The 19,855-nt window shown below is 57.0% G+C and carries 20 protein-coding genes and 1 pseudogene; 4 read left to right on the top strand and 17 right to left on the bottom strand.

Features of this window, described 5'->3' with window-relative positions; all coding sequences use genetic code 11:
* Positions 1 to 31: 31 nt before the first annotated feature.
* A complete protein-coding gene (locus tag ACP0GE_RS08240; protein WP_424831496.1) occupies positions 32 to 577 on the bottom strand; it encodes a GNAT family N-acetyltransferase in 546 nt (181 codons plus the stop codon).
* Positions 578 to 639: 62 nt separating this feature from the next.
* The gene (locus ACP0GE_RS08235) at positions 640 to 1,608 is read right to left on the bottom strand and encodes a homocysteine S-methyltransferase family protein (protein ID WP_424831495.1); all 969 of its coding nucleotides are present in this window, start codon (positions 1,606 to 1,608) and stop codon (positions 640 to 642) included.
* A 150-nt stretch (positions 1,609 to 1,758) separates the two neighbouring features.
* On the opposite strand from ACP0GE_RS08235, the pseudogene ACP0GE_RS08230 reads away from it, so the two are divergent.
* Positions 1,759 to 2,034 (top strand): annotated as a pseudogene (locus ACP0GE_RS08230) (winged helix-turn-helix domain-containing protein); the annotation flags it as partial.
* A gap of 213 nt (positions 2,035 to 2,247) precedes the next feature.
* Positions 2,248 to 3,339, top strand: a complete 1,092-nt coding sequence (locus ACP0GE_RS08225; protein ID WP_424833885.1) for a tetratricopeptide repeat protein — start codon at positions 2,248 to 2,250, stop codon at positions 3,337 to 3,339.
* Positions 3,340 to 3,619: 280 nt separating this feature from the next.
* On the opposite strand, the gene ACP0GE_RS08220 is transcribed toward ACP0GE_RS08225, so the two are convergent.
* Genes ACP0GE_RS08220 through napF form a run of 8 tightly spaced genes read right to left on the bottom strand, consistent with a single transcriptional unit; the run spans position 3,620 to position 10,101 of the window.
* On the bottom strand, positions 3,620 to 3,877 hold the full coding sequence (locus tag ACP0GE_RS08220; protein ID WP_424831494.1) for a hypothetical protein: 258 nt from the start codon (positions 3,875 to 3,877) through the stop codon (positions 3,620 to 3,622).
* A 12-nt stretch (positions 3,878 to 3,889) separates the two neighbouring features.
* A complete protein-coding gene (locus tag ACP0GE_RS08215; RefSeq protein ID WP_424831493.1) occupies positions 3,890 to 4,579 on the bottom strand; it encodes a NapC/NirT family cytochrome c in 690 nt (229 codons plus the stop codon).
* A gap of 29 nt (positions 4,580 to 4,608) precedes the next feature.
* Entirely contained in the window at positions 4,609 to 5,046 is a 438-nt protein-coding gene (locus ACP0GE_RS08210; RefSeq protein WP_424831492.1) for a nitrate reductase cytochrome c-type subunit, read from the bottom strand.
* Between the two features lie 12 nt (positions 5,047 to 5,058).
* Positions 5,059 to 5,976 carry a quinol dehydrogenase ferredoxin subunit NapH gene (napH, locus tag ACP0GE_RS08205; protein WP_424831491.1) on the bottom strand — a complete coding sequence of 306 codons (918 nt, stop codon included), beginning with the start codon at positions 5,974 to 5,976 and terminating at the stop codon, positions 5,059 to 5,061.
* Positions 5,973 to 6,791, bottom strand: coding sequence for a ferredoxin-type protein NapG (gene napG, locus ACP0GE_RS08200; RefSeq protein WP_424831490.1), 819 nt, complete (start codon positions 6,789 to 6,791; stop codon positions 5,973 to 5,975). The genes napH and napG overlap by 4 nt, the downstream gene beginning before the upstream one ends.
* 27 nt (positions 6,792 to 6,818) lie before the next feature.
* Positions 6,819 to 9,311: a nitrate reductase catalytic subunit NapA gene (gene napA / locus ACP0GE_RS08195; RefSeq protein ID WP_424831489.1), complete on the bottom strand. Its 2,493-nt coding sequence runs from the start codon at positions 9,309 to 9,311 to the stop codon at positions 6,819 to 6,821.
* On the bottom strand, positions 9,308 to 9,601 hold the full coding sequence (locus ACP0GE_RS08190; protein WP_424831488.1) for a chaperone NapD: 294 nt from the start codon (positions 9,599 to 9,601) through the stop codon (positions 9,308 to 9,310). Before ACP0GE_RS08190 ends, napA begins: the two co-directional genes overlap by 4 nt.
* A complete protein-coding gene (gene napF / locus ACP0GE_RS08185) occupies positions 9,598 to 10,101 on the bottom strand; it encodes a ferredoxin-type protein NapF (RefSeq protein ID WP_424831487.1) in 504 nt (167 codons plus the stop codon). Before napF ends, ACP0GE_RS08190 begins: the two co-directional genes overlap by 4 nt.
* Before the next feature lie 359 nt (positions 10,102 to 10,460).
* Here napF and ACP0GE_RS08180 point away from each other — a divergent pair, with 359 nt between their 5' ends.
* Positions 10,461 to 10,901, top strand: a complete 441-nt coding sequence (locus tag ACP0GE_RS08180) for a VOC family protein (RefSeq protein ID WP_424831486.1) — start codon at positions 10,461 to 10,463, stop codon at positions 10,899 to 10,901.
* Between the two features lie 48 nt (positions 10,902 to 10,949).
* Here the strand turns inward: ACP0GE_RS08180 and ACP0GE_RS08175 are convergent, their stop codons facing one another.
* The 6 genes from ACP0GE_RS08175 to ACP0GE_RS08150 all read right to left on the bottom strand — a co-directional run bounded on the left by ACP0GE_RS08175 (position 10,950) and on the right by ACP0GE_RS08150 (position 18,267).
* Positions 10,950 to 11,996, bottom strand: coding sequence for an ABC transporter ATP-binding protein (locus tag ACP0GE_RS08175; RefSeq protein WP_424831485.1), 1,047 nt, complete (start codon positions 11,994 to 11,996; stop codon positions 10,950 to 10,952).
* A complete protein-coding gene (locus ACP0GE_RS08170; RefSeq protein WP_424831484.1) occupies positions 11,996 to 13,243 on the bottom strand; it encodes an MGH1-like glycoside hydrolase domain-containing protein in 1,248 nt (415 codons plus the stop codon). Before ACP0GE_RS08170 ends, ACP0GE_RS08175 begins: the two co-directional genes overlap by 1 nt.
* Positions 13,244 to 13,248: 5 nt before the next feature.
* A complete protein-coding gene (locus ACP0GE_RS08165) occupies positions 13,249 to 14,457 on the bottom strand; it encodes a carbohydrate ABC transporter permease (protein ID WP_424831483.1) in 1,209 nt (402 codons plus the stop codon).
* Positions 14,457 to 15,689, bottom strand: coding sequence for a carbohydrate ABC transporter permease (locus tag ACP0GE_RS08160; protein WP_424831482.1), 1,233 nt, complete (start codon positions 15,687 to 15,689; stop codon positions 14,457 to 14,459). The genes ACP0GE_RS08165 and ACP0GE_RS08160 overlap by 1 nt, the downstream gene beginning before the upstream one ends.
* Before the next feature lie 65 nt (positions 15,690 to 15,754).
* Complete coding sequence (locus ACP0GE_RS08155; RefSeq protein ID WP_424831481.1) at positions 15,755 to 17,110, bottom strand: ABC transporter substrate-binding protein; 1,356 nt, start codon at positions 17,108 to 17,110, stop codon at positions 15,755 to 15,757.
* Positions 17,107 to 18,267, bottom strand: a complete 1,161-nt coding sequence (locus tag ACP0GE_RS08150) for a LacI family DNA-binding transcriptional regulator (protein ID WP_424831480.1) — start codon at positions 18,265 to 18,267, stop codon at positions 17,107 to 17,109. Before ACP0GE_RS08150 ends, ACP0GE_RS08155 begins: the two co-directional genes overlap by 4 nt.
* A 234-nt stretch (positions 18,268 to 18,501) precedes the next feature.
* Between ACP0GE_RS08150 and ACP0GE_RS08145 the strand changes: the two genes are divergently transcribed.
* Positions 18,502 to 19,260 carry a helix-turn-helix domain-containing protein gene (locus ACP0GE_RS08145; protein ID WP_424831479.1) on the top strand — a complete coding sequence of 253 codons (759 nt, stop codon included), beginning with the start codon at positions 18,502 to 18,504 and terminating at the stop codon, positions 19,258 to 19,260.
* A gap of 25 nt (positions 19,261 to 19,285) precedes the next feature.
* On the opposite strand, the gene ACP0GE_RS08140 is transcribed toward ACP0GE_RS08145, so the two are convergent.
* A complete protein-coding gene (locus tag ACP0GE_RS08140) occupies positions 19,286 to 19,792 on the bottom strand; it encodes a nuclear transport factor 2 family protein (RefSeq protein ID WP_424831478.1) in 507 nt (168 codons plus the stop codon).
* Positions 19,793 to 19,855: the final 63 nt, after the last annotated feature.

The raw sequence follows: 19,855 nt of genomic DNA, 5'->3' as shown, positions 1-19,855 counted from the left end.
GGTAACGAGGCGCAAGTTACGGTAAAATCACTTATTGCGCGCGCTCCAGCTCCACGTGCCGCTTGGGGGCAATAATCGTGCCGTTATCCACGAGCCGCGCCATCGTGTACGCATCGGCGAACCCTCCGGGACGTCTGGCGTAGCGGCGCAATGTTCCTTCGATTTCGAAACCAAAAGCTTCGTAAAGAGCTATCGCGCGCGCGTTGTCCGACCAGACCAGCAACCCCGTACGTTCCAGTTGCAGCCAGTTGTCAGCGAGATCCAGCATGGCGTTCAATATCGCTTTACCGACACCCTTGCGTTGGAACTTGCTGTGGACGGCGATCAGGTCGATTTCACCAACGTGGTTATGGCGCGGTGTTTCGGGAAAAGTGCGCATCTGAGCAAAGGCGACAACTGCTTGATTAGCCTCGGCAACGATGCGGTATAGTCCGGGTTCCGCTGTAGTTCGCTCCGCTACCAGTGCCTCGGGCACTAGGGGCAGGCGCATTGTGCCCAGCATGACCGTCGGGTCTGAAAGAATTTCTGCAACGGCCTTTGTATCTTCCGGAGCGACAGCTCGTATTGAGATTTCCATTTTATGGTCCCTTTTTAGCAGAGACGATCCGGAGATGCCCCGGATCGAATTCGTTGGGGGCGCTATTGCGCTGCGACGAAGTGCACGTGTTTGCAGGCATGGCCCATCGCATCGACATGGCGATGATCGGTGCCACAACACCCACCCATGACACGAAGATTCGGCAACAGCTTCATAAGTCTGCGATAATCTTCACCCAGCTCTGTTGGGTTGCCATCATCCAGAACTTCGCTTTCGTCCAGTTCGGCATGAGACATACGCGACGCGTTTGCGCGGACACCGCCGATGCGGTTCAACCATTCACCTTCGTCGTGCAAAACGTGGTCGAAATGATCTGGATGGGCGCAGTTGACCATGAAGTAATGCGGGTACCCGCCCGTGGCTTCATCGACTTGGCGGATGGCGTCCGCCAGCGTCTGGCCTGTCGCAAGCGCACCATCCGTCTCGACCGTGAATGCAATGACGACTGGCACGTCTTGATCTTTCGCGGCCAAGGCGATTCCCAGCGCCTCGGGCGTGTTATTCATCGTGATCGCGGTTATCATGTCCGCTCCGGCCGTGGCCATGGCGGCGATCTGAGGCGCATGGTAATCCCGTGCTTCGATTGCAGTCATCAACTCGCCGGGCACGTAACCGTCACCTCTGGGCCCAACACAGCCGCTGATGACGAGCGGAGATACACTGTCTTCATGCTGATTGCGCAAAGTACGCATCAGATAAATGGCATCTGCATTGACCCGGTCCAACTCAGCCGCGCTGTAGCCGAGTTTCTGCCCCCAATCCCGGCTCGAGCGCCAGGTCGGACTTTCAAGGATGAAGCCCAAATTATGTGCCCGGGCAACCGCAATGTGACGCTCATAATAATCAGTAAGCGCGCGTCGTCCTTCTTCGGAGTCCAGCAGCACGAAGGACGCGAACAAAGGCAGGTCGATGCCATCATGGAAAATAAGTGTGGTTTCGATGCCGCCGTCTGACAGGAAATAGCCATCTACGGACAGAGGTAGTTTTGGGGTCGTCTCAGGATCAGGCATTTGCGCCTCCTTGGGTCATGTTTCGATCATGAAGCACTAGGCCGATCGAGATCGCGCTGCTGGGAGATGACGTGGAGATTTCCGGGATATTGCGGGGTTTCCTAATCCTAGTATGCTTGAAGAAAGGTCTTCATCGGGCGAATTTGCGCTGTGAAATATGCGTTTGAACCTTTTCTTCTGGACGCTGCGCTCCGAGAACTGTGGTGCGCAGGACAACCAGTTCACCTGCAGCCGCAGGTCTTCGATCTTCTTTTACTGTTGGTCGAAAATGCCCATCGTGTGGTTAGCCGCGATGAGATTATTGAAAAGATCTGGAATGGGCGCATCGTGTCTGATGATGCAGTCTCTAGCCGCATAAGAGACCTTCGACGTGTGTTTACAGAAACAGGAAATGACCCGGGCGTTATTCGTACGACACGAGGTCATGGGTTTCGCTTTGCGGGAAATGTAACGCTACAAGCGGCTGCAGTGTCGTCGGTTGACGCGTACCGGAAGCGCACTGTTCGGGACAGCCATTTGGCCGCTGGGAACCCGGTCGTCGACCACCCGCAGCCCTCTATCGCTGTATTGCCATTTCAGAGAAACGGTGACCAGGACAGGTTTGAGGCTATTGAAGAAGCAATTCCGAGAGAGTTGATCATGACCCTGGCGAGCTTGCCTTGGATCAGAGTAATTTCGCATGGCTCGGCATTCAAGTTTCGTGGCAGTCAGATCGACCTGACACAAGTCAACCAAATCCTGAACGCGCGCTATTGTTTGACAGGTGTAATAGACCTGACTGGCAACCGCATTACGATTGATACAGAACTGTCGGATACAAGCAGTTCCCAGGTCATCTGGGCTATGCGCAAAAGCGCAAGCATTGATGATATTCACGCTTTGCGTGCTGAAATTGCGGCAAATGTCATCATGGTTGCGGAACTTGAGATTCCACTTCATGAAACATCGTCGCTGGGTCAGGCCGCAGCAGAAAATCTGGATGCCTGGTCTGCCATGCATCTGGGGTTTAGATACATGAGCCAATTCAGCCGCGCCGGGAATGAGAAGGCGAAAACTATGCTGACCCGCGCATTGGAGTTGGACCCTCATCTGGCACGTGCTTGTGCCGGTATGGCTTTTGTTCATTTCCAGAACGCATTCATGCGGTATAGCTCTGATCTGGCTGCCGAAGCTGAGAATGCGCGGCGGTTCTCGGAACTTAGCCTTTCACTGCAGCCAAGAGATCCATTTGCGAATTTCATGATGGGAAGATGCCATTGGTTGGATCATGATCCCGAAGGCAGCAAACAATGGTTCCGACAGTCAATAAATTCATGTCCGAATTACACCTGGGGGCACTATGGTGCCAGCTGGGCCAGCGTTTTCACCGACGATTTCAAAACTGCGACCGAGAATGCTGATCGCGCGATAGATCTAAGCCCGATTGATCCGTTCAGGCCCGGCATGACCGGTAACAAGATGTGGGTGTATATCGCGCGAAATGATTTGGATGAGGCAGTAAAATGGGCAGAGATAGCGGCACGGACACCGTGGTCTCATGCTGGAATGGCTTATTTCGCTGCGATGAGTAACTGGCTGAACGGCAGTGCCGAAAAGGCGCAATGGTGGGTCGAAGAATCTCGTCGGCGCAATCCTGAACTGCGAAAAGAGCACATATTGGCTCTTGTCCCGGCCTCAAACTCCGGTTTCAGAGGCGTTCTGAATGAATCTATGGCAGGATTGGGTATTTGATCGAATTTGGGCGCGCTCGTTGGGTTCTCTCACGCTAATGAGGCTGCCTTCCGCGTTTACTGGTTGCCTTTCCGGCAATCGCCTTTCGGCTGACGGGGCAGGTCTAGATGGCTAAAGCCAAAGAAACGGTTGTGAGCGCCGAGAACGATCCCGTTTGGAACGTGTGAGCGTTCAGACATCCCGGTGCAGGAAAGTGATGAAATACAATGGAATACGTGCTGGGTTTCTTGTCATGAACCGCTGTGTCAGCGTGACAATCCAGAGTTGTGACCCTATCGCTTCAAACAGTTGCCCCTTTCCGCCGAATTAAGGTGCCAAGGCTGCCAGCGCAGACCCCGACGACGATGGCAATGATCAGTTCTAATGGCTCGATTTGGGAAAACCGCCAACCTGCGAAAACCAAAGTCTCCAGCACGCCGATAACGCCACCCATCACCGCGCCAAGCCACAGGCGTTTGGTCATCATTCCCAGTGCAAGGCCAAGAATGCCGGGCAAGCTTAGGATGTTGCCCCCGATTGTTCCAAGAATATCAAGCATCTAAGCCCCCGTTCAGTCCGCTTTGTTCAGGAAGGTTCGGATATCGTCCCCAGAGGCCGCCGCGTGTTCCAGCAGCGTCTCGCCGTCGACTGCGTCTGATATCTTCTGGTATTCTTCCAGATAGTTTGGCGGCAAACTATGAGCGATGCCCTGGTGGCAGTCGATGCAGGTCATCCCGGTGTCGATGGCGCGCTGGTGTTCGGACGCTGCGCGGGTCTCCTGAATGGTGAAGTCCATATAGTCGAAATTGTGACAGTTGCGGCATTCGCGGCTGTCGGATTCTTTCATCTTTTTCCACACGGCAGAGGCCATGCTGAGGCGATGGGCTTCGTATTTCTCGGGTGTGCTGATGGTGCCGGCCAGCTCATGGTAGACGTCCTTGACCGCCATGATCTTGGCCTTGATCTTGTGGTTCCACTCGTCCGGTACGTGACAGTCCGAGCATATCGCGCGAACACCGGAATGGTTGTTGTAGTGGATCGTCTCGCGATACTCTCCCAGGTTGGTTTCCATGGTATGGCACGAGACGCAGAACTCTTCTGTATTGGTCAGTTCCAGGGTCCAGTGGAAACCGCCCCAGAACAGGATACCTGCCAGAAACCCTGCGAGGATCAGAAAGCCGGAACTGAACATCACCGCAGGCGTCCAGATTGTGTTCCAGAGGCGACCAAGCCAGCCGCGATTTTCGGGGGAGTCTGCCATGTCGGTGCTCCTTTCAGTCTTGCGTTGGGTCAGTTGCCAGTGGAGGGCTGGAATACGTTTTCCACCAGGGGCGGGGCGTCAGCCTGAGGAACGTGGCATTGGTTACAGAAATACCGGGTGCCTGCGATCTGATCCAACTCGCGACCTTCTCGATCCAGATAGTGGGTCATCGACAAAGTGGGCGCGTTGCGCTCGCCCGCTTTGGTCCAGTCGTGGCACGACAGGCATTGGTTGGTTCGAATGTCGATCTGGTATTGTTCTATCGAATGCGGGATCAGCGGCGGCTGCTGGCGATAGTTGCGCTGCTGACGTCCTTCAACGGTACGGTGGATTTGGTCCAACGGCACCGGCTCGTCTACTTCGGCCCCACGCAGAGTTTCAACCTGAGCGGATTGCGCAATGGCCCATCCGCTGAGCAATAAAACGGGTAGAAGGGCAATTCCGCCTGTAACGATCGACTTTTTCATTTTGGCACTCCCCTAGATAGGTCTGGCGGCGCGCGGTTTGGGCGCGGCAACTGGATCGGATGATCGAACGAGGTGGTCGTCGAACCGATGGGTGAATTTGAAGACATCGACTGCACATACATCGATGCAGCGGCCGCAATTGGTGCAGTCCGGCGATAGGATCAGCGGGGTGCTCTCTGCCTTGCCCCGAAGGGCGGGCGAGATCACCTGGTTTTCAGGGCACACGGCATAGCAATCCATGCAGTCATTGCAGGCCGACCGGTTGGTTGCGCTGACACGCATCAGGCTTTTTGTGCCAACCAGTCCGTAGAAGGCCCCGACCGGGCACAAGTGGCCGCACCAGCCGTGGCGCGAGACAAACACATCGAACAGGAAGATCGCGCCGATCATGACCCAGACAAAGCCCATTCCGAAAATCAATCCCCGGTGTAGCATGGTGATCGGGTTCACCAGTTCCCAGGCGATGACACCGGCCATGCCGGATACAATCAACACGGTGGTCAGAATCCAAAGTTTTGTATTGCGCTTTGGCTGCCAGCCTTTTTGCAGACCAAGCTTTGTATGCAGCCAGTGTGCGGCATCAGTGATCGGGTTGATCGGGCATACCCACGCGCAATAGACGCGCCCGCTGATCAAAGCATAGGCGACAAGAACGACGACCGCACCGATGGCGGCGGTCAGTTCCGGCCAATGTCCGGCGATCAGGCTTTGCAGGAAAATGAAAGGATCGGTCAGCGGCAATACGCCAAGGGTCAAGGAACCGGCCAGCGTGCCTTGCACGATCCAGATACCAAACCAAGGGCCGAGAAGAAACAGACCCAGAAAGACAATCTGGCTTACGCGGCGCAACAACAGGTACTTATGGGCACCGACCCACCCTTTGGCTTCAATGGCCTCGTGCCCAATTGGTGTGTGCGTCCGGGCGGTCATTGGGTGACCTCCGGCAGTTTGAAAGAGGGCTGAAACCCGCCGGGAGCAGATAGAGTGTCCGTACCGGTTCCGGGCAAACGGTCTGGCAGATCAATGATGTCGTCGACCAGTGGGGCGCCCTTGGCCTCTTTCTCTTCCCAGCCCAGGCGATAGTGATCGGCTGAGCTGCCGCGCGCCAGCCGGATCGGCAGGACTTTGATTGCGGCTTCGGGCAGAACGCAGCTTTTCTCGCACACGCCGCAGCCGGTGCAGTGGTCGGCATGAACGGTGGGTGCAAAGATTGCGTGATGCCCCGACCGTGTGTTGTGTGACGCTTCCAGCGAGATCGCCTCATCTATCACCGGGCAAACGCGATAGCAGACATCACAGCGCAGCCCGAGGAAATTCAGGCAGTTTTCCTGATCGACCAGAACGGCCACACCCATTTTCGCATCATCGATATTGTCCAGCTTGGGGTCCAGCGCCCCGGTCGGGCAGGCCGAGATACAGGGGATGTCGTCACACATCTCGCAGGGGATATCCCGGGCGGTGAAATATGGCGTACCCGTAGCCGCGGCATCGACACCAAGTTCCGCGAGTTTGAGCGTGTCATAAGGACAATCCCGCACGCACAGGCCGCACCGGATACACGCAGACAGGAAGTCTTTTTCAGGCAGGGCACCGGGCGGGCGCAAGGCCTCGGCAGGTAACGCCCTTGCATCCCGCGCCAGCCAGGCCAACAGAGACCCGGCTGCCACGCAGCCGCCCGCTGCGCGCGCCGAGTCCTGAAGGAACCGGCGGCGCTTTGGCGAAAGGGGTGTACCAACGCGAGACATGGGTCTTACCTTTGCCTTGCCAGCCTGTTACGCGCGCTCGACCTTGCAGGCGCACTTCTTGAAGTCGGTCTCTTTCGACAGCGGGCAGGTGGCATCCAGCGTCAGCTTGTTGGTCAACTGATGCTCGTCAAACCAGGGCATAAAGACCAGACCACGCGGCACTTTGTTGCGGCCCCGGGTTTCGACCCGGCTGACAACTTCGCCACGGCGGGTGGACAGGACGATCTCTTGCCCGCGCCTCACGTCACGTTCCCGTGCGTCCTCGGGGTGCATATAGACCACAGCGGACGGGTATGACCGGTGCAGTTCCGGCACGCGACGCGTCATCGAGCCCGAGTGCCAGTGTTCCAGCACACGACCGGTGCAAAGCCACAGATCATATTCTTCATCGGGCTCTTCCGCTGCGGGTTCGTAGGGGGCAAAGATGATATTCGCCTTGCCGTCCTTCTTGCCATAGAACTTCACGTCTGCGCCTTCGGGCACATAGGGATCGTACCCTTCGCGGAAGCGATAGAGAGTCTCTTTGCCGTCCACGACCGGCCAGCGCAGACCACGAGCCTGGTGATACGTGTCGAACGGGGCCAGATCGTGGGCGTGACCGCGCCCGAATTCGGCATACTCCTCGAACAGGCCTTTCTGGACGTAGTATCCAAAATGTTCGGCATCGTCGTTGTCAAACCCTTCGGCGGTTTCGGACAGCGGGAACTGGTCCACTTTGCCGTTGGCGAACAGAACGTCATACATGGTCTTGCCACGATGTTCGGGCATGGTGGCCAGCAGTTCCTCGCCCCAGACCTCTTCGACAGTGAAGCGTTTCGAGAATTCCATGACCTGCCACAGGTCAGATTTCGCCTCACCCGGCGCTTTGACCTGCTGGCGCCAGAACTGGGTGCGCCGTTCAGCGTTGCCATAGGCGCCTTCTTTCTCGACCCACATGGCGGTCGGCAGGATCAGGTCGGCAGAGACTGCGGTGACGGTCGGGTAGGGGTCCGAAACAGTGATGAAGTTTTCCGGGTTGCGATAACCGGGATAGCCTTCTTCGTTGATATTGGGCGCGGCCTGCATGTTGTTGTTGCACTGCACCCAATAGGCGTTCAGGTCGCCGTCCTTCAGCTTGCGGTGCTGCAATACGGCATGGAAGCCCGGCTTGGGCGGGATGGTTCCGGCAGGTACGTTCCAGGCGGTCTCACAAATCTCGCGGTGCTTGTCGTTGGCCACCACCATGTCGGCGGGCAGGCGGTGGGCAAAGGTTCCGACCTCGCGCGCCGTGCCGCAGGCCGACGGCTGACCGGTCAGCGAGAAAGGCGAATTGCCGGGCTCTGAAATCTTACCGACCAAAAGGTGGACGTTGTACATCAGCGAGTTCACCCATGATCCGCGTGTGTGCTGGTTAAAGCCCATGGTCCACAGGCTCATGACCTTACGGGTCGGGTCGGCATATTGCTGGGCCAACTTCTCGAGCTTGTCGGCCGGTACGCCAGACAATTCGGACACGTATTCAAGCGTATAAGGCTCGACCGCTTTGGCGTATTCGTCAAAGCTGATGGTTTCCAGCTTGCCCGAGTTCGGGTTCGCGGCTTCCTGTTGCAACGGATTGTTTTCGCGCAGGCCATAACCGATATCGGTCGCCGTCTTGGTGATGTTAACGTGGTTGCGCACGAAGAATTCGTTCACCGCGTTGTTTTGAATAATGTAATTGGCGATGTAGTTCAGGATGGCCAGATCGGTTTGCGGGGTGAAGACCATGCCGTTATCGGCCAACTCGAACGAGCGATGTTCGTAGGTCGACAACACGTGCACTTCGCAGCCGGGTTTGGTCAGGCGGGTATCGGTCAGCCGCGACCAAAGGATCGGGTGCATCTCGGCCATGTTTGAACCCCACAGCACAAACGTGTCTGCGTGTTCCAGATCATCATAGCAGCCCATCGGCTCATCAATGCCAAAGGTCCGGATGAAACCAACGACAGCGGACGCCATGCAGTGGCGCGCGTTCGGGTCAATGTTGTTCGACCGGAACCCCGCTTTCATCATCTTGGCGGCGGCATATCCTTCCCAAACAGTCCACTGACCCGATCCGAACATGCCGATGCTGGTCGGCCCCTTCTTGGCAAGCGCCTCTTTCCATTTGGCGGCCATAACGTCAAAAGCTTCGTCCCAGCTTACGGGCTCAAACTCGCCATTCTTGTCATATACACCGTTGGTTTTGCGCAACAGCGGGGTGGTCAGCCGGTCCTGACCGTACATGATCTTGGACAGGAAATAGCCCTTGATGCAGTTCAGGCCCCGGTTCACCGGCGCGTCCGGGTCGCCTTGTGTGGCGACGACGCGGCCTTCCTTGGTGCCAACCAGAACCGAGCAACCTGTACCACAGAACCGGCAAGGTGCCTTGTCCCAGCGGATGTCGGGCGCGGCGACCTGCGCGTTGGCCTGACCGGCGGTCATTGGAATGCCTGCGGCCGATGCAGTAGCTGCTGCGGCGGAGGCTTTCAGAAATGTGCGGCGGGATTCAGATGTGGTCATTGCATGGGCCTCCTGCTGGATGGTTGGCTTGGGGCATCTGGGCGCGGAGCTTGCTCCGCTATATCTTCGAAATGGTGATAGGTGAGCGACAGAGAAATCACGCCGGGGATCTGATGTAGATCCATGATGGTTTCCGAGGCGAGCCGTTCGGCCGTGTCTTCGACGACCACAACGAAACGGCCATCTTCTGCTTCGGCATGAAGTTCGACGCCATTTGTCCCGACCATCGCAGCCCGGGCTGTTTCGGACTTGTCCGGTGCGACGTGGACAAGACATCCACAAATGTTCATTGGGTTACCTCCATGGCATCAAGGCTGACCTGATGCAGTGCGATCGCGCCCGCCGGGCACGCCGCAACGCAGCCGCTACAGCCTGAGCAGAGTTCAGTATTCAGGGTGGGTTCCGCGCGGCCTCCAAGCTGAAGGCGGAAACGAATAGCCTCCTGTTCGCAATTGTCCTGGCATATTCGGCAGCTGACACCGTTCATTGACAAGCACGAGGATGCCTCGACGCGGGCGCGCCATTGCCAGCTGGGGATAAGGTCTGCATCCAGCGCCTGAGTAGGGCAGGCCTGGGCACAGGCGCCGCAGAACGTGCAGGGCCCATTGGCTGCGACCAGTTCCGGAAAGCCATCCGAGCCAATTGCAATGACATTTTCAGGACACGCGGCTGCACAGTCGTCGCATTGCGAGCAAAGTTCTTCAAAGCCTGCGGCTGACCCCGGAGGCCGGATCGCATTTGAATTCTTCCGCTGTAGCTGCGCGCTTAGAAAAGCGCGCCTGCTGGTCATTTGGCTCATTAGCTGGCGACTCAATATTGGCGGGCGTAAACGTTCGTATGTCTGCTTAGCCTTCAACGCGGGGCCAGAAATTGATCTGGGTCATTTTTGAAGCGAATAATTTGTAACTAGTTTGTGCATGCAAAATCTTGAGCTTTGCAGTTGCCGTTGATTAGAAACAAAAAAGTTGGAAAGAAGTATGTGATCTGTTCCTTTAGCGCAGCATCCCACCAACCTTCGTGTTTTGCGGGTTTGCGACAAAGGCTCAGCTAGAAGAGATTGGGGCGTTAGAACTGGCCAAGGGCTTTGGATAAGGTGGGTTCTGACGGTACAAGATTTTCGGCGAAACTGTCCAAAGGCGAAGGCATTACATGAAACTGGAATTTCATCATATCAATTTTGTGGCGGATGACGTCGATCGCATGCACGATTTTTACACAGACGTTCTTGGGCTGGACGATATTCCGCAGCAGAATTTCCCACGTACCGAGGCGCAGAAAAACGCTGGTTATGACGGCAAAATCAAGTTCGCGACGGAAGGCAATATGCAAATGCACCTTGCCGAGCGCGCCTTTGACGTGGCTTTCCGGAATGGTCAGGTGATCAACCCGGTCGAACGAGGCCATATCGCCTTTCGCACGGACGATATCGAGGCTTTCTTGAAACTTCTTGATGACAAAGGCATTCCATATTCGGATTACGGCACCGCCTTCGCCAAGGAATGGCATCAGGTTTTCTTTCACGACCCGGAAGGCAACGTGATCGAGGTTCACCAACAGATCACGTCACCGCAACAGGTGTCGGAAGCCTAAGAGGCCGGTGCAAACTGCACCGGGCTGAAAGGCCTAATCGAACCAGGCCTAAAGTGCCTGACTGTCCGCGTCGAAGAAACGGAGTTTGTCAGCCGCGAAATGCAGGCCGATCTTTGTATCCGGCGTCAGGTCGGTATCGCCATTCAACCGCACCGTCACTTTTTCCTCGGTGCCGCAATCGACGATCAGGAAGGTGTCCGCGCCGAGGTATTCCACGACTTCGATGATGCCATCGCACTGCCCTGCACCGGGTTCAACGACCTCGATGTGCTCGGGCCGGATGCCGAGTTTATTTGCCGAGCCAGACAAGTCGAACGAGCCGCTGCCGCCATTCTCAAGCTGGTAAGATCCACCCGTTGTCGTGCAGTTCAAAATGTTCATCTTCGGGCTGCCGATGAATTGGGCCACGAACAGGTTGGCGGGGCGTTCGTACAGCTCGCGCGGGGTGCCGACCTGTGCGATTTTGCCGTATTCAAGCACGACGATCCGATCGGCCAATGTCATCGCCTCGACCTGATCATGGGTTACATAGATCATCGTCCGCTTCAGGTTTTGGTGAAGCTTTGCGATCTCGTACCGCATTTCCACCCTAAGGGCTGCGTCGAGGTTTGACAGGGGTTCGTCGAACAGAAATGCGGTAGGATCCCGCACGATAGACCGGCCAATGGCAACCCGCTGCCGTTGCCCGCCGGACAGATCCTTTGGGCGACGTTCCAGGAACGGCCCAAGCTTGAGAACCTCGGCGGCTGTGTTGACCTGCTTGGCGATCTCAGCCTTCGGAGCCCCTGCCACTTTAAGCGAGAATCCCATGTTTTCGGCCACAGTCAGATGCGGGTATAGCGCGTAGGATTGAAAGACCATTGTCAGGCCGCGCTTCGAGGGCGGATGGTCTGTAACGTCGCTGTCATTGATCAGAAGCGATCCGCGCGAGATGTCTTCAAGCCCGCCGATCATGCGCAGCAGCGTGGACTTTCCGCAGCCGGAGGGACCCACGAAAACAATGAACTCGCCTTCTTCGATTTTAAGGTCAACGCCTTTGATGACCTGAGCCGTGCCAAACCATTTTTCGACCGATTTCAGTTCGATGCTGCCCATTAGTTCCTCCCTGCCCAGTGCAGCCAGACAGCTGCAGTCCAGGTGAATGAATTGCCCCCGGCAGGGCTGCCGGTAAGTGGATCGTAATATTCCGCGAAGCCATTGGCTGAGATCAGTTGCGCTGTTTTCTGACGTAGCGCCTCAGCTTCGGGCAGGTGCCCCATATCAGCCAATCCAAAACCGATCAGCATGTTCATGAACCCCCAGGTGGGTCCTCGCCAATACCTGCGCTGGTCGAAGTTAGGCATTGCTGGGTCATAGCTGGGAACCGGATAGGGCACGTCCGCAAGCGTTGCCTGCAAACGCTCCAGCATGGGCTGTGAATCGAGGCCCCCATACCAACAAAGATATGATGCGTTTGAGACGCTTCCTGCCCAGTCACCGGTCAGCGCGTCGCGCGAGTCAAACGAATTCAGCGTGTCATTCCATAAGGATCGCGCCCCGGCGTCCAGCTTTTGAATGTCTTCGCTTAGCCCGTCCACAGCGATACCTAGTTCTTCGCTAATCGCTAGAAGATCACGTGCGGCGCGCAGGGTGATGAATGTCATCGTCGGATCGGCGACCCGGAAGGGATTTAGGCTCAGCAGCTTCTGTTGGTCCCAGTCGGCCTGACGCCCGATCTGAACCAGTTTGATATAGCGATCGTAGTCGTATTTCGTAGGCCGGTCGGCGCTGTTGACGTGACTGGTGTCCCGGCGCTGATATTCTCCAACACCTTTGGGATCGATCCCTTCCATGGCCTTGTCCCAGTCGGGCGCGTTGTCGCGTCCCGCTTCCCATGGATGCGTGGTGCAAACGGCGCCGTGGTCATCAAGCCGCCATTTCATGATCCAGCGATGCCAGGCCAGCAGAGCCGGAAAGAGCGCGCGAATGCGTGCCTCGCCAGCTTCACCATCCTTTTCCCAGATCTTTCGTGCCATCGTTGCGGCCACTGGAGGTTGGATGATGCCCGAGGACGGGATCGGCCCATGGCCGCCCCAGACATCCGGGCCGGGGAAATACCCATCATCCTGTTTGTGGAACAGGATATGCGGCACCATTCCATCGTCCCACTGTCCGGTAAACAGCGTCTCCAGTTCGACCCAGGCCCTGTCGATATCGAACTCGGCGAAGCCAAGGGCAGCAATCGCGCTATCCCAGTTCCACTGGTAAGGATACAGCCCTTCGGTCGGGATGGTGTAGCCGCCACGATCATTGGCGATCAGGATGTTGCGCGCCTCGCGGTCGGGGTTTGTATGTTGGTTCATCTCGGTCATCCTTTGACGGATCCTGCAGTCAGGCCCTTGGTCATGAATCGTTCAAGCCCCAGAAACAGCGCCATGATTGGAACGGTGGCGATTACCGCACCGGCCATCAGGTGCTGCCGGGGTATTTCCGAGGAGTTCAGCATTGTGACACCTCGGGTCAGAGTAAATTTCGACGGATCGTCCAGCAGCATGAAGGCCAGCAGGAACTCGTTCCAAGCGATCATGAAGACATAGAGCGACACCGACGCCAGCGCAGGCAGGCTGAGTGGCAGGGTGATCTTCCAGATCACCGCCAGCCGCGACAGCCCGTCCATCAGACCGGCCTCTTCCACTTCGGTTGGCAGGCCCCGGAAGTAGCCTTGCAACATGTAGAGAGCGACCGGGATCGTGGTGACCGGGTAGATCATCACAATGCCAAGGATCGAGTTGCGCAGCCCGGTCAGCGAGAAGGCAATGTAGATCGGCAGCGCCAGAACGATCATCGGCACCATATAGATCAGCAGGATCGAGCGTGAGAACGCCTTTTGCCCTTTGAACCGGAACCGTGCCACGGCATAGGCTCCGGGGACGCTGAACAACAGGGTGATGAACACCGTCAGGACCGAGACGTAAAGCGAGGTCCACAGATAGGTGCCGAAATTGAAATCGCGGAACAGCTCGGTGTAGCTGCGGAACAGTTCGGTGCCCTGCGACAGGTCGACCGAGAAATCCAGCGGGTTCTGCAACAAAGCCTGCTGTGATTTCAGGCTGGTCATGACCATCACATAGAAGGGGATGATCACAATCGCGGTGAAGAAGATATAGCCGAAGCCGGTGCAGAACCGGATCACTGCGTCTTCGTATTCGTGACGGGTGAGTTCTCCGAACGGCGTCTCTTTTAGTATTGCCGCCATGGAAAGGTGCATGATGACGGCCACTGCGACCACGGTAACCAGAACCGCCTGTAGTGAAGTGTCGGAACCAATCAATACCGGCCCGAACCCGGTCAGGCAGGACAGGCCCAAAAGGGCAGAAACCCCTAAACGGGCCGGTGCGCGTTGCGTCGGGAAGCGGACATAGACCAAACCGGCCGCAGCCCCCCAGATCAGGCAGAGCAGGGCCTGTGGTCGGAACGCAGCCCCGGTCGAGAAGGACATGGTGATGGCGATCGTGGTGGCGATCACCACCAGCCAAAGCGCGCCCAAAAGCGGGGCGGTTATATACCCTTTGCGCATCACAGACCCTCCTCGCGGCTGATGAAGCGGAAGAACACGAAGCTGAAAGTGATCAGGCACATCAGGATCACCACGGCCACGGCCGCGCCTGCACCAATGTTGGAAATCGCAAAGGCCTGTTCATAGACATTCACGGTCAGCGTGCGGGTACCCGCGTTGCCACCGGTCAGCAGGAAGATGTCGTCGAACTTGTTGAACGTCCAAATGAAGCGCAGCAGGAACAGCACCGAGAGGATGCCCAGCAATTGCGGGATGCTCAGCAGCCAGAACTTCTGAAACGGAGAGGCCCCGTCCATATCCGCCGCCTCGTACATGCTGGAGTCGATGGATTGCATCCGTGCCAGAATGAACAGGAAGGACAGCGGGAAATAGCGCCAGATCTCGAACACGGTCACCATGATCAGCGCCAGTGGTCGTTCACCGAAGAAATTGATTGGTTCGCTGCTGAGGCCCATCTGAACCAACAACGCATTTGCGGAGCCCGAGAATGGATCGAACAAGGTGACCCATGTAAAGGCCACAGCAATGACCGGGGCCACATAAGGGAACAGGTAGAGCCCCCGTATGATACCTTGCCCTTTGAAGCTTTTGTTCAGCAACAAGGCTGCAAACAGACCCATCACCAAGGCGCCGATGGTGCCGAAGACGGTGTAGAACAGCGTGACCCACAGCACGCCCCAGAACTCGTCACCGTCAAAGACGCGGGCGAAGTTTTCAAGGCTGAACTCGAAGTTTGTTAACACGCTGGGCCCGCTACCAGTCATGGCGGGTTCGGACCCTTCGATCAGCTCCTCGAAGGCATCCGGTTCTCCGTCCACGGTGATCGGAATACGGATGCGTTCGCGCTGACCGCCTTCCAGAGTGCCGAAATCACAAAACAGGTTTTGCCCGTCCAGAATGCAGGGGCTTGTCACTTCGCGGGCGGTTACGCCGTCGGGCAGAACGTCGGTCAGAGTGACGCCACCAACGGCGATTTCCTGGCTTGAGTTCCGAACTCGATATTCGATCCGCAGATCGTCTCCGGATCCGCGCAGGCTTTCACGCACGACCGGCGCAGGTGGGCGCAGGTCGGACAGGGTGAACGGCTTGAAGCTGATCCAGATGATCGCAAGCAAGGGCAGGATCACCACAAGCGATACACTGATCACGGTCGGAGCCAGCAGCGCCCAGGCCAGACGCGCCTCGCGTTTGGCTAACGCCCCGGTTCCTGTCGGTGGGGTGGCCGAAGTCATGGGATACCTCGAAGGGTTGGGGGCAGCGGCGTGAACGCCGCTGCAAATGCCAGAGTAGGGTCGCGTTATTCGACTTTGGCGAGTTCGTCATTCATGGCGGCAACAGCCGCTGCGGCGTCAATTTCACCGTCAATATACTGACGAACGACGCGGTTGATGGCCTGGCTGTTGATCATCTTCGACGCCAGCGCCAACTGACCCTCGGACACGCCCCAGCGCTGGGCAACATCCAGACCGCCAACGATTTCATCGATCATGGCTTGCTCATAGAGATCACCCAGCGGTGCTTTACGATCAACGCCAACGGGCAGCGCGGCCCAGGCTTCGGCAAAGGCGGTCGGGTTATCGGCGTTGCCACGGCGAACCGGGAACTTGCCTTCGGGCGCGATGGCCAGAGTTTGGGTGTAACCGTCATCCATTGCAAACTTCACAAAGTCGATTGCTGCATCGGTGTCCGCATCGCTGGTGATGCCGAAATACCGAACGTCACCCCATGCTGCACCATCCGGGTTCGATGGGCCGGAGAGTTTGGTCACGATGCCGGTCTTACTGGCCAGATCGCGCGAGGTCGGGTCGTCGTTGATGGTTGGCGGGGCACTGTCGCGCAGACCGGCCAACTCGTCCAGAATGAAGGGCGACCAGATGATCATTGCTGCTTTGCCGTCGAAATACAGCTCGCGCGATTGCTTCCAGTACAGCTCACCCGGAGGCGAGGCCTCGGAGATCGCTTTGTAGAAGTCCAGAACCTCGGTGGTCTTGGCTTCGTCCAGCGGCTGGAACCCATCGGCGCCAACCGGGCTGACACCGTTGGCAAGGAAGACATGTTCCAGCACCTGGCTCATGAAGTTTTCGTCAACCTTGGTGGCTGAGACAAAACCATACATCTCCGGCGGGTTATGCAAGGCTTCCAGCGCAACCTGAATGTCGGCAAAGCTATCGGGCGCTTCCAGACCGGCCTCGTCGAACAGATCCTTGCGGTAGACCACCATCTGAGTCCAGCCGTCGACCGGAACTGACGCGGTTTCACCGTCGAATGCCGCCATGGAGAGAGGGCCGGGGGCAAAGGTCCCTGCGCCCAGATCCTCGATCACCTCACTGGCGGCTCCGGTGTCCAGAATACCAGCCTCGGCCCAGGGCAGGGCATACTGCAGCGGATGGTACACGACATCCGGCAGGTCACCGGCCGCAAAAGCAGCGGTTGCGCGGGTGCCCAGATCACTTTCGGTGACCGGGATGACCTCAACCGTTGTGCCGGTTTCGGCCTTGAACTGGTCGGCCATCTCTTGCTGTCTGGCCAGACGCTCTGGTTGCTCCTCAGTGGTCCAGAAGCGGATCGTGTCGGCCTGCACAGACAGCGCGGTCAGCGCCAGTGCAAGCGACGAGCCAAGCATCAGCTTCGCGGCTTTAGGTGTGAGTTTCATTGGTGGTTTCCTCCCAATTTCCGTTCGTTGGAGTTCAGTATTTTTTCCGCCAACCCTTCCGGGGTCAGCGTAGGTGGTCCGTCGGATGCGCGTTCTGTCAGCGTTGCCTCGCCAAGCTCGCGTAACGTGTCCGGATCTTCGCCGCGGATTTGACGGATCAGAAGTGTCGCCAGTCGCGCTCCCGCTGCGCGGGAATCGACGTTAAAGGTCGTCAGGCCCGGACGGGCATATTGGCACTCGGGGATTCCATCGTAGCCGATCACCGAAATCTCGTGACCAACGGTCAAACCCAGATCCGTGGCCACAGAATAAAACCCAAGTGCTGCCAGATCGGTTGCAAAAACGATTGCTGTCGGTGGCCGATCCAGACGCAGCAGTGCCCGACCTTCCTCAGCGCCTTCCTCTCGGGTTCTTGCGCCATTGCGTACCAATTCTGGATCAAGGGGAAGCCCGGCAACGTTCAGCCCTTCAAAGTACCCGTCACGACGCAGGTTGCTGTAGTTAAACTTCAGATCGCTACCCACATATCCGATGCGCGTGTGTCCATATCCAGCAAGCCGTAAAACAGCTTTTCGGATGGCGGCTTCACCGGAGATATCGAACCAGGATGTGTTTTCAGGTGGTTTTGCGCGGCCATAGGCGGTGCGCCCGTACAGGATAAACGGAACCTGCATATGGCGTAGAAACCGCACGCGCGAGTCGTTGACGGCAGTCCGGGGCAGGATGAAACCATCGGCTTTGTGTTCTTCGACCAAGCGGCCCAGAACCTTGAGCGTATCCTGTTCGGACTGCGCTGTCGAAATGGTCATGGTCCAGTCGTACCCGCTGGCGGCCTCACAAGCGCCCGCCAGAAACTCTTGCAGGAACGGGTTGTGGCCGTCGGGTTCGTCACTGTTTAGAACCATGGCAATGGCCCGAACCCGCCCGGTTCGAATGGCCTGAGCATGGCTGAGCGGCCGGTAACCCAATTTTCGTGCCGCAGTTTCGACGCGTTTACGCGTAGTTTCGGAAATGTCGGTGTATCCGTTCAACGCCCTTGAAACGGTACTTTTTGAAAGCCCGAGATGAGCGGCCAGCTCATCCAGTTTTATCCGTCCGGAGACAGGTGGGTGTTCCACCTTAGATGTGTCACGCCGATGTGTCAGATTCGCTCCCATTTTTCTTTTTTTGGCTCCGAAACCGGTTTCGGCAACTAAAATTTAACCGATTTTTGCATTTTTTCGCTGTTCTCCGTCATAACCTGTGTCGGAATGCCAGTCGTATGCCGAAGGAGCAGAAGCGTTTTGTACTATGCTTCCCTGGTGGCCATCAGGGTTGGGATATGGGCTTCTGTGCTTTGGGCATCTGAAGCGGGTCTTTGAAAATGGCATGTGATCGCCTAGATTTGGCCGATGGCAAAAGTCTTTGCAAATAAGGCGACCCTACCTGCGGGCGGCGGCGATTTTTCACTACCGTCCCTGTCCGTTGGTATTTTCCTGAATGACCAGCCTGGGCACCGTCTTGCTGTCGGATCATCGCGCGGGACACATCAGCCGCTGAGCAGGAACCAAGGGTGGATTTTACCGGCCGGCAGCAATGGTATCTGTGAGTATGATGATGACCTTGAATTTGTGATGGTCAGTCTGGATGACCGTGTGCTGGGTGAGTTTGGGTTGGAAAGTGGCTTGGACTTTCAGCCCATCGTCGGAGATATTGATCCCCTGCTTCTGAACCTGAGCCTGACTGCAAGCACGGCGTTGGGCGGTGGAACACTGTATCGTGAAACCATGCAACGGGCGCTGGCCGCGCAGATCGTCGAGACAGTCAAGCCAACGCCGGACTGGCACGCTGATATTGAAGATGCACGGCTGACGCGGGTGTTGGATTACATCCATGACAATATTGGGCAAGATCTGTCCCTGTCGGACATGGCAGATTGCGCGGCTATGAGCGCCGCACATTTTTCAAAAGCGTTCAAGACCGCTGTAGGTTTGTCGCCGTTACAATACGTCATTGCTGCCCGGTTGGACATGGCCTCGGTATTGCTGCGAACGTCAAAGCTGAGCGTTGCCGAAATTGCCTGGCGCGTTGGCTATCAGGATGTCAGCCGGTTTGGGCAACATTTCAGGCGCAAGTTCGACACAACACCAGCAAGCTTTCGGGCGGAATAGAACCGCCCTGCCCATTCGCCTGCCGTTATTGACTTGCTGCAACACGCTCGACCGCGATTCCAACCAGACCGCGATCACCGGTTTCCCATAGCGCTGTCATGGTCAGTGATGTCACCAACCATCGGTCACCATTGTGCTCCAGCTTGTAAGTGTAACGTCCGCCCAATGTCCAAAGCTCATCCTTGATGCGATGTGTCGCCGTGAAATCGGCTTCGGCTGTCGCGAGGTTGCCATTCAGTGACGTGACCGTTTCGTTTGTCACCATATGGTGCGTGCTGTCGAAACCGGGCAGAAGAGCGGACCATGCATGGATCAACTCATCGGGGGTTTGAGTTGATGGTTCCCCACCCCACAGGCTGGTGTAATCGGTCGTTACGGTATCGGCAAAAGCGTCGCGGACGCGATCCCATTGGTGACGATCCGCCCCGGCTGCGATGTCCGTGATTGAACGATTGATTTCTGCCTGATCGGCAAGTGCAATGGTGCCTGCTAAAGTTGTCGTAGCAACGGCTGTAATAAGTTTAAGGGACATCTTCATGCTCCGTTCAAAGATCAGATCGGGGCACCGGCCAAACCAGACCGGTGCCAATATTGC

The organism is Ruegeria sp. (assembly GCF_965243365.1).
Lineage (GTDB): Bacteria > Pseudomonadota > Alphaproteobacteria > Rhodobacterales > Rhodobacteraceae > Ruegeria.
This window is presented reverse-complemented; position numbering and strand designations above follow the sequence as displayed.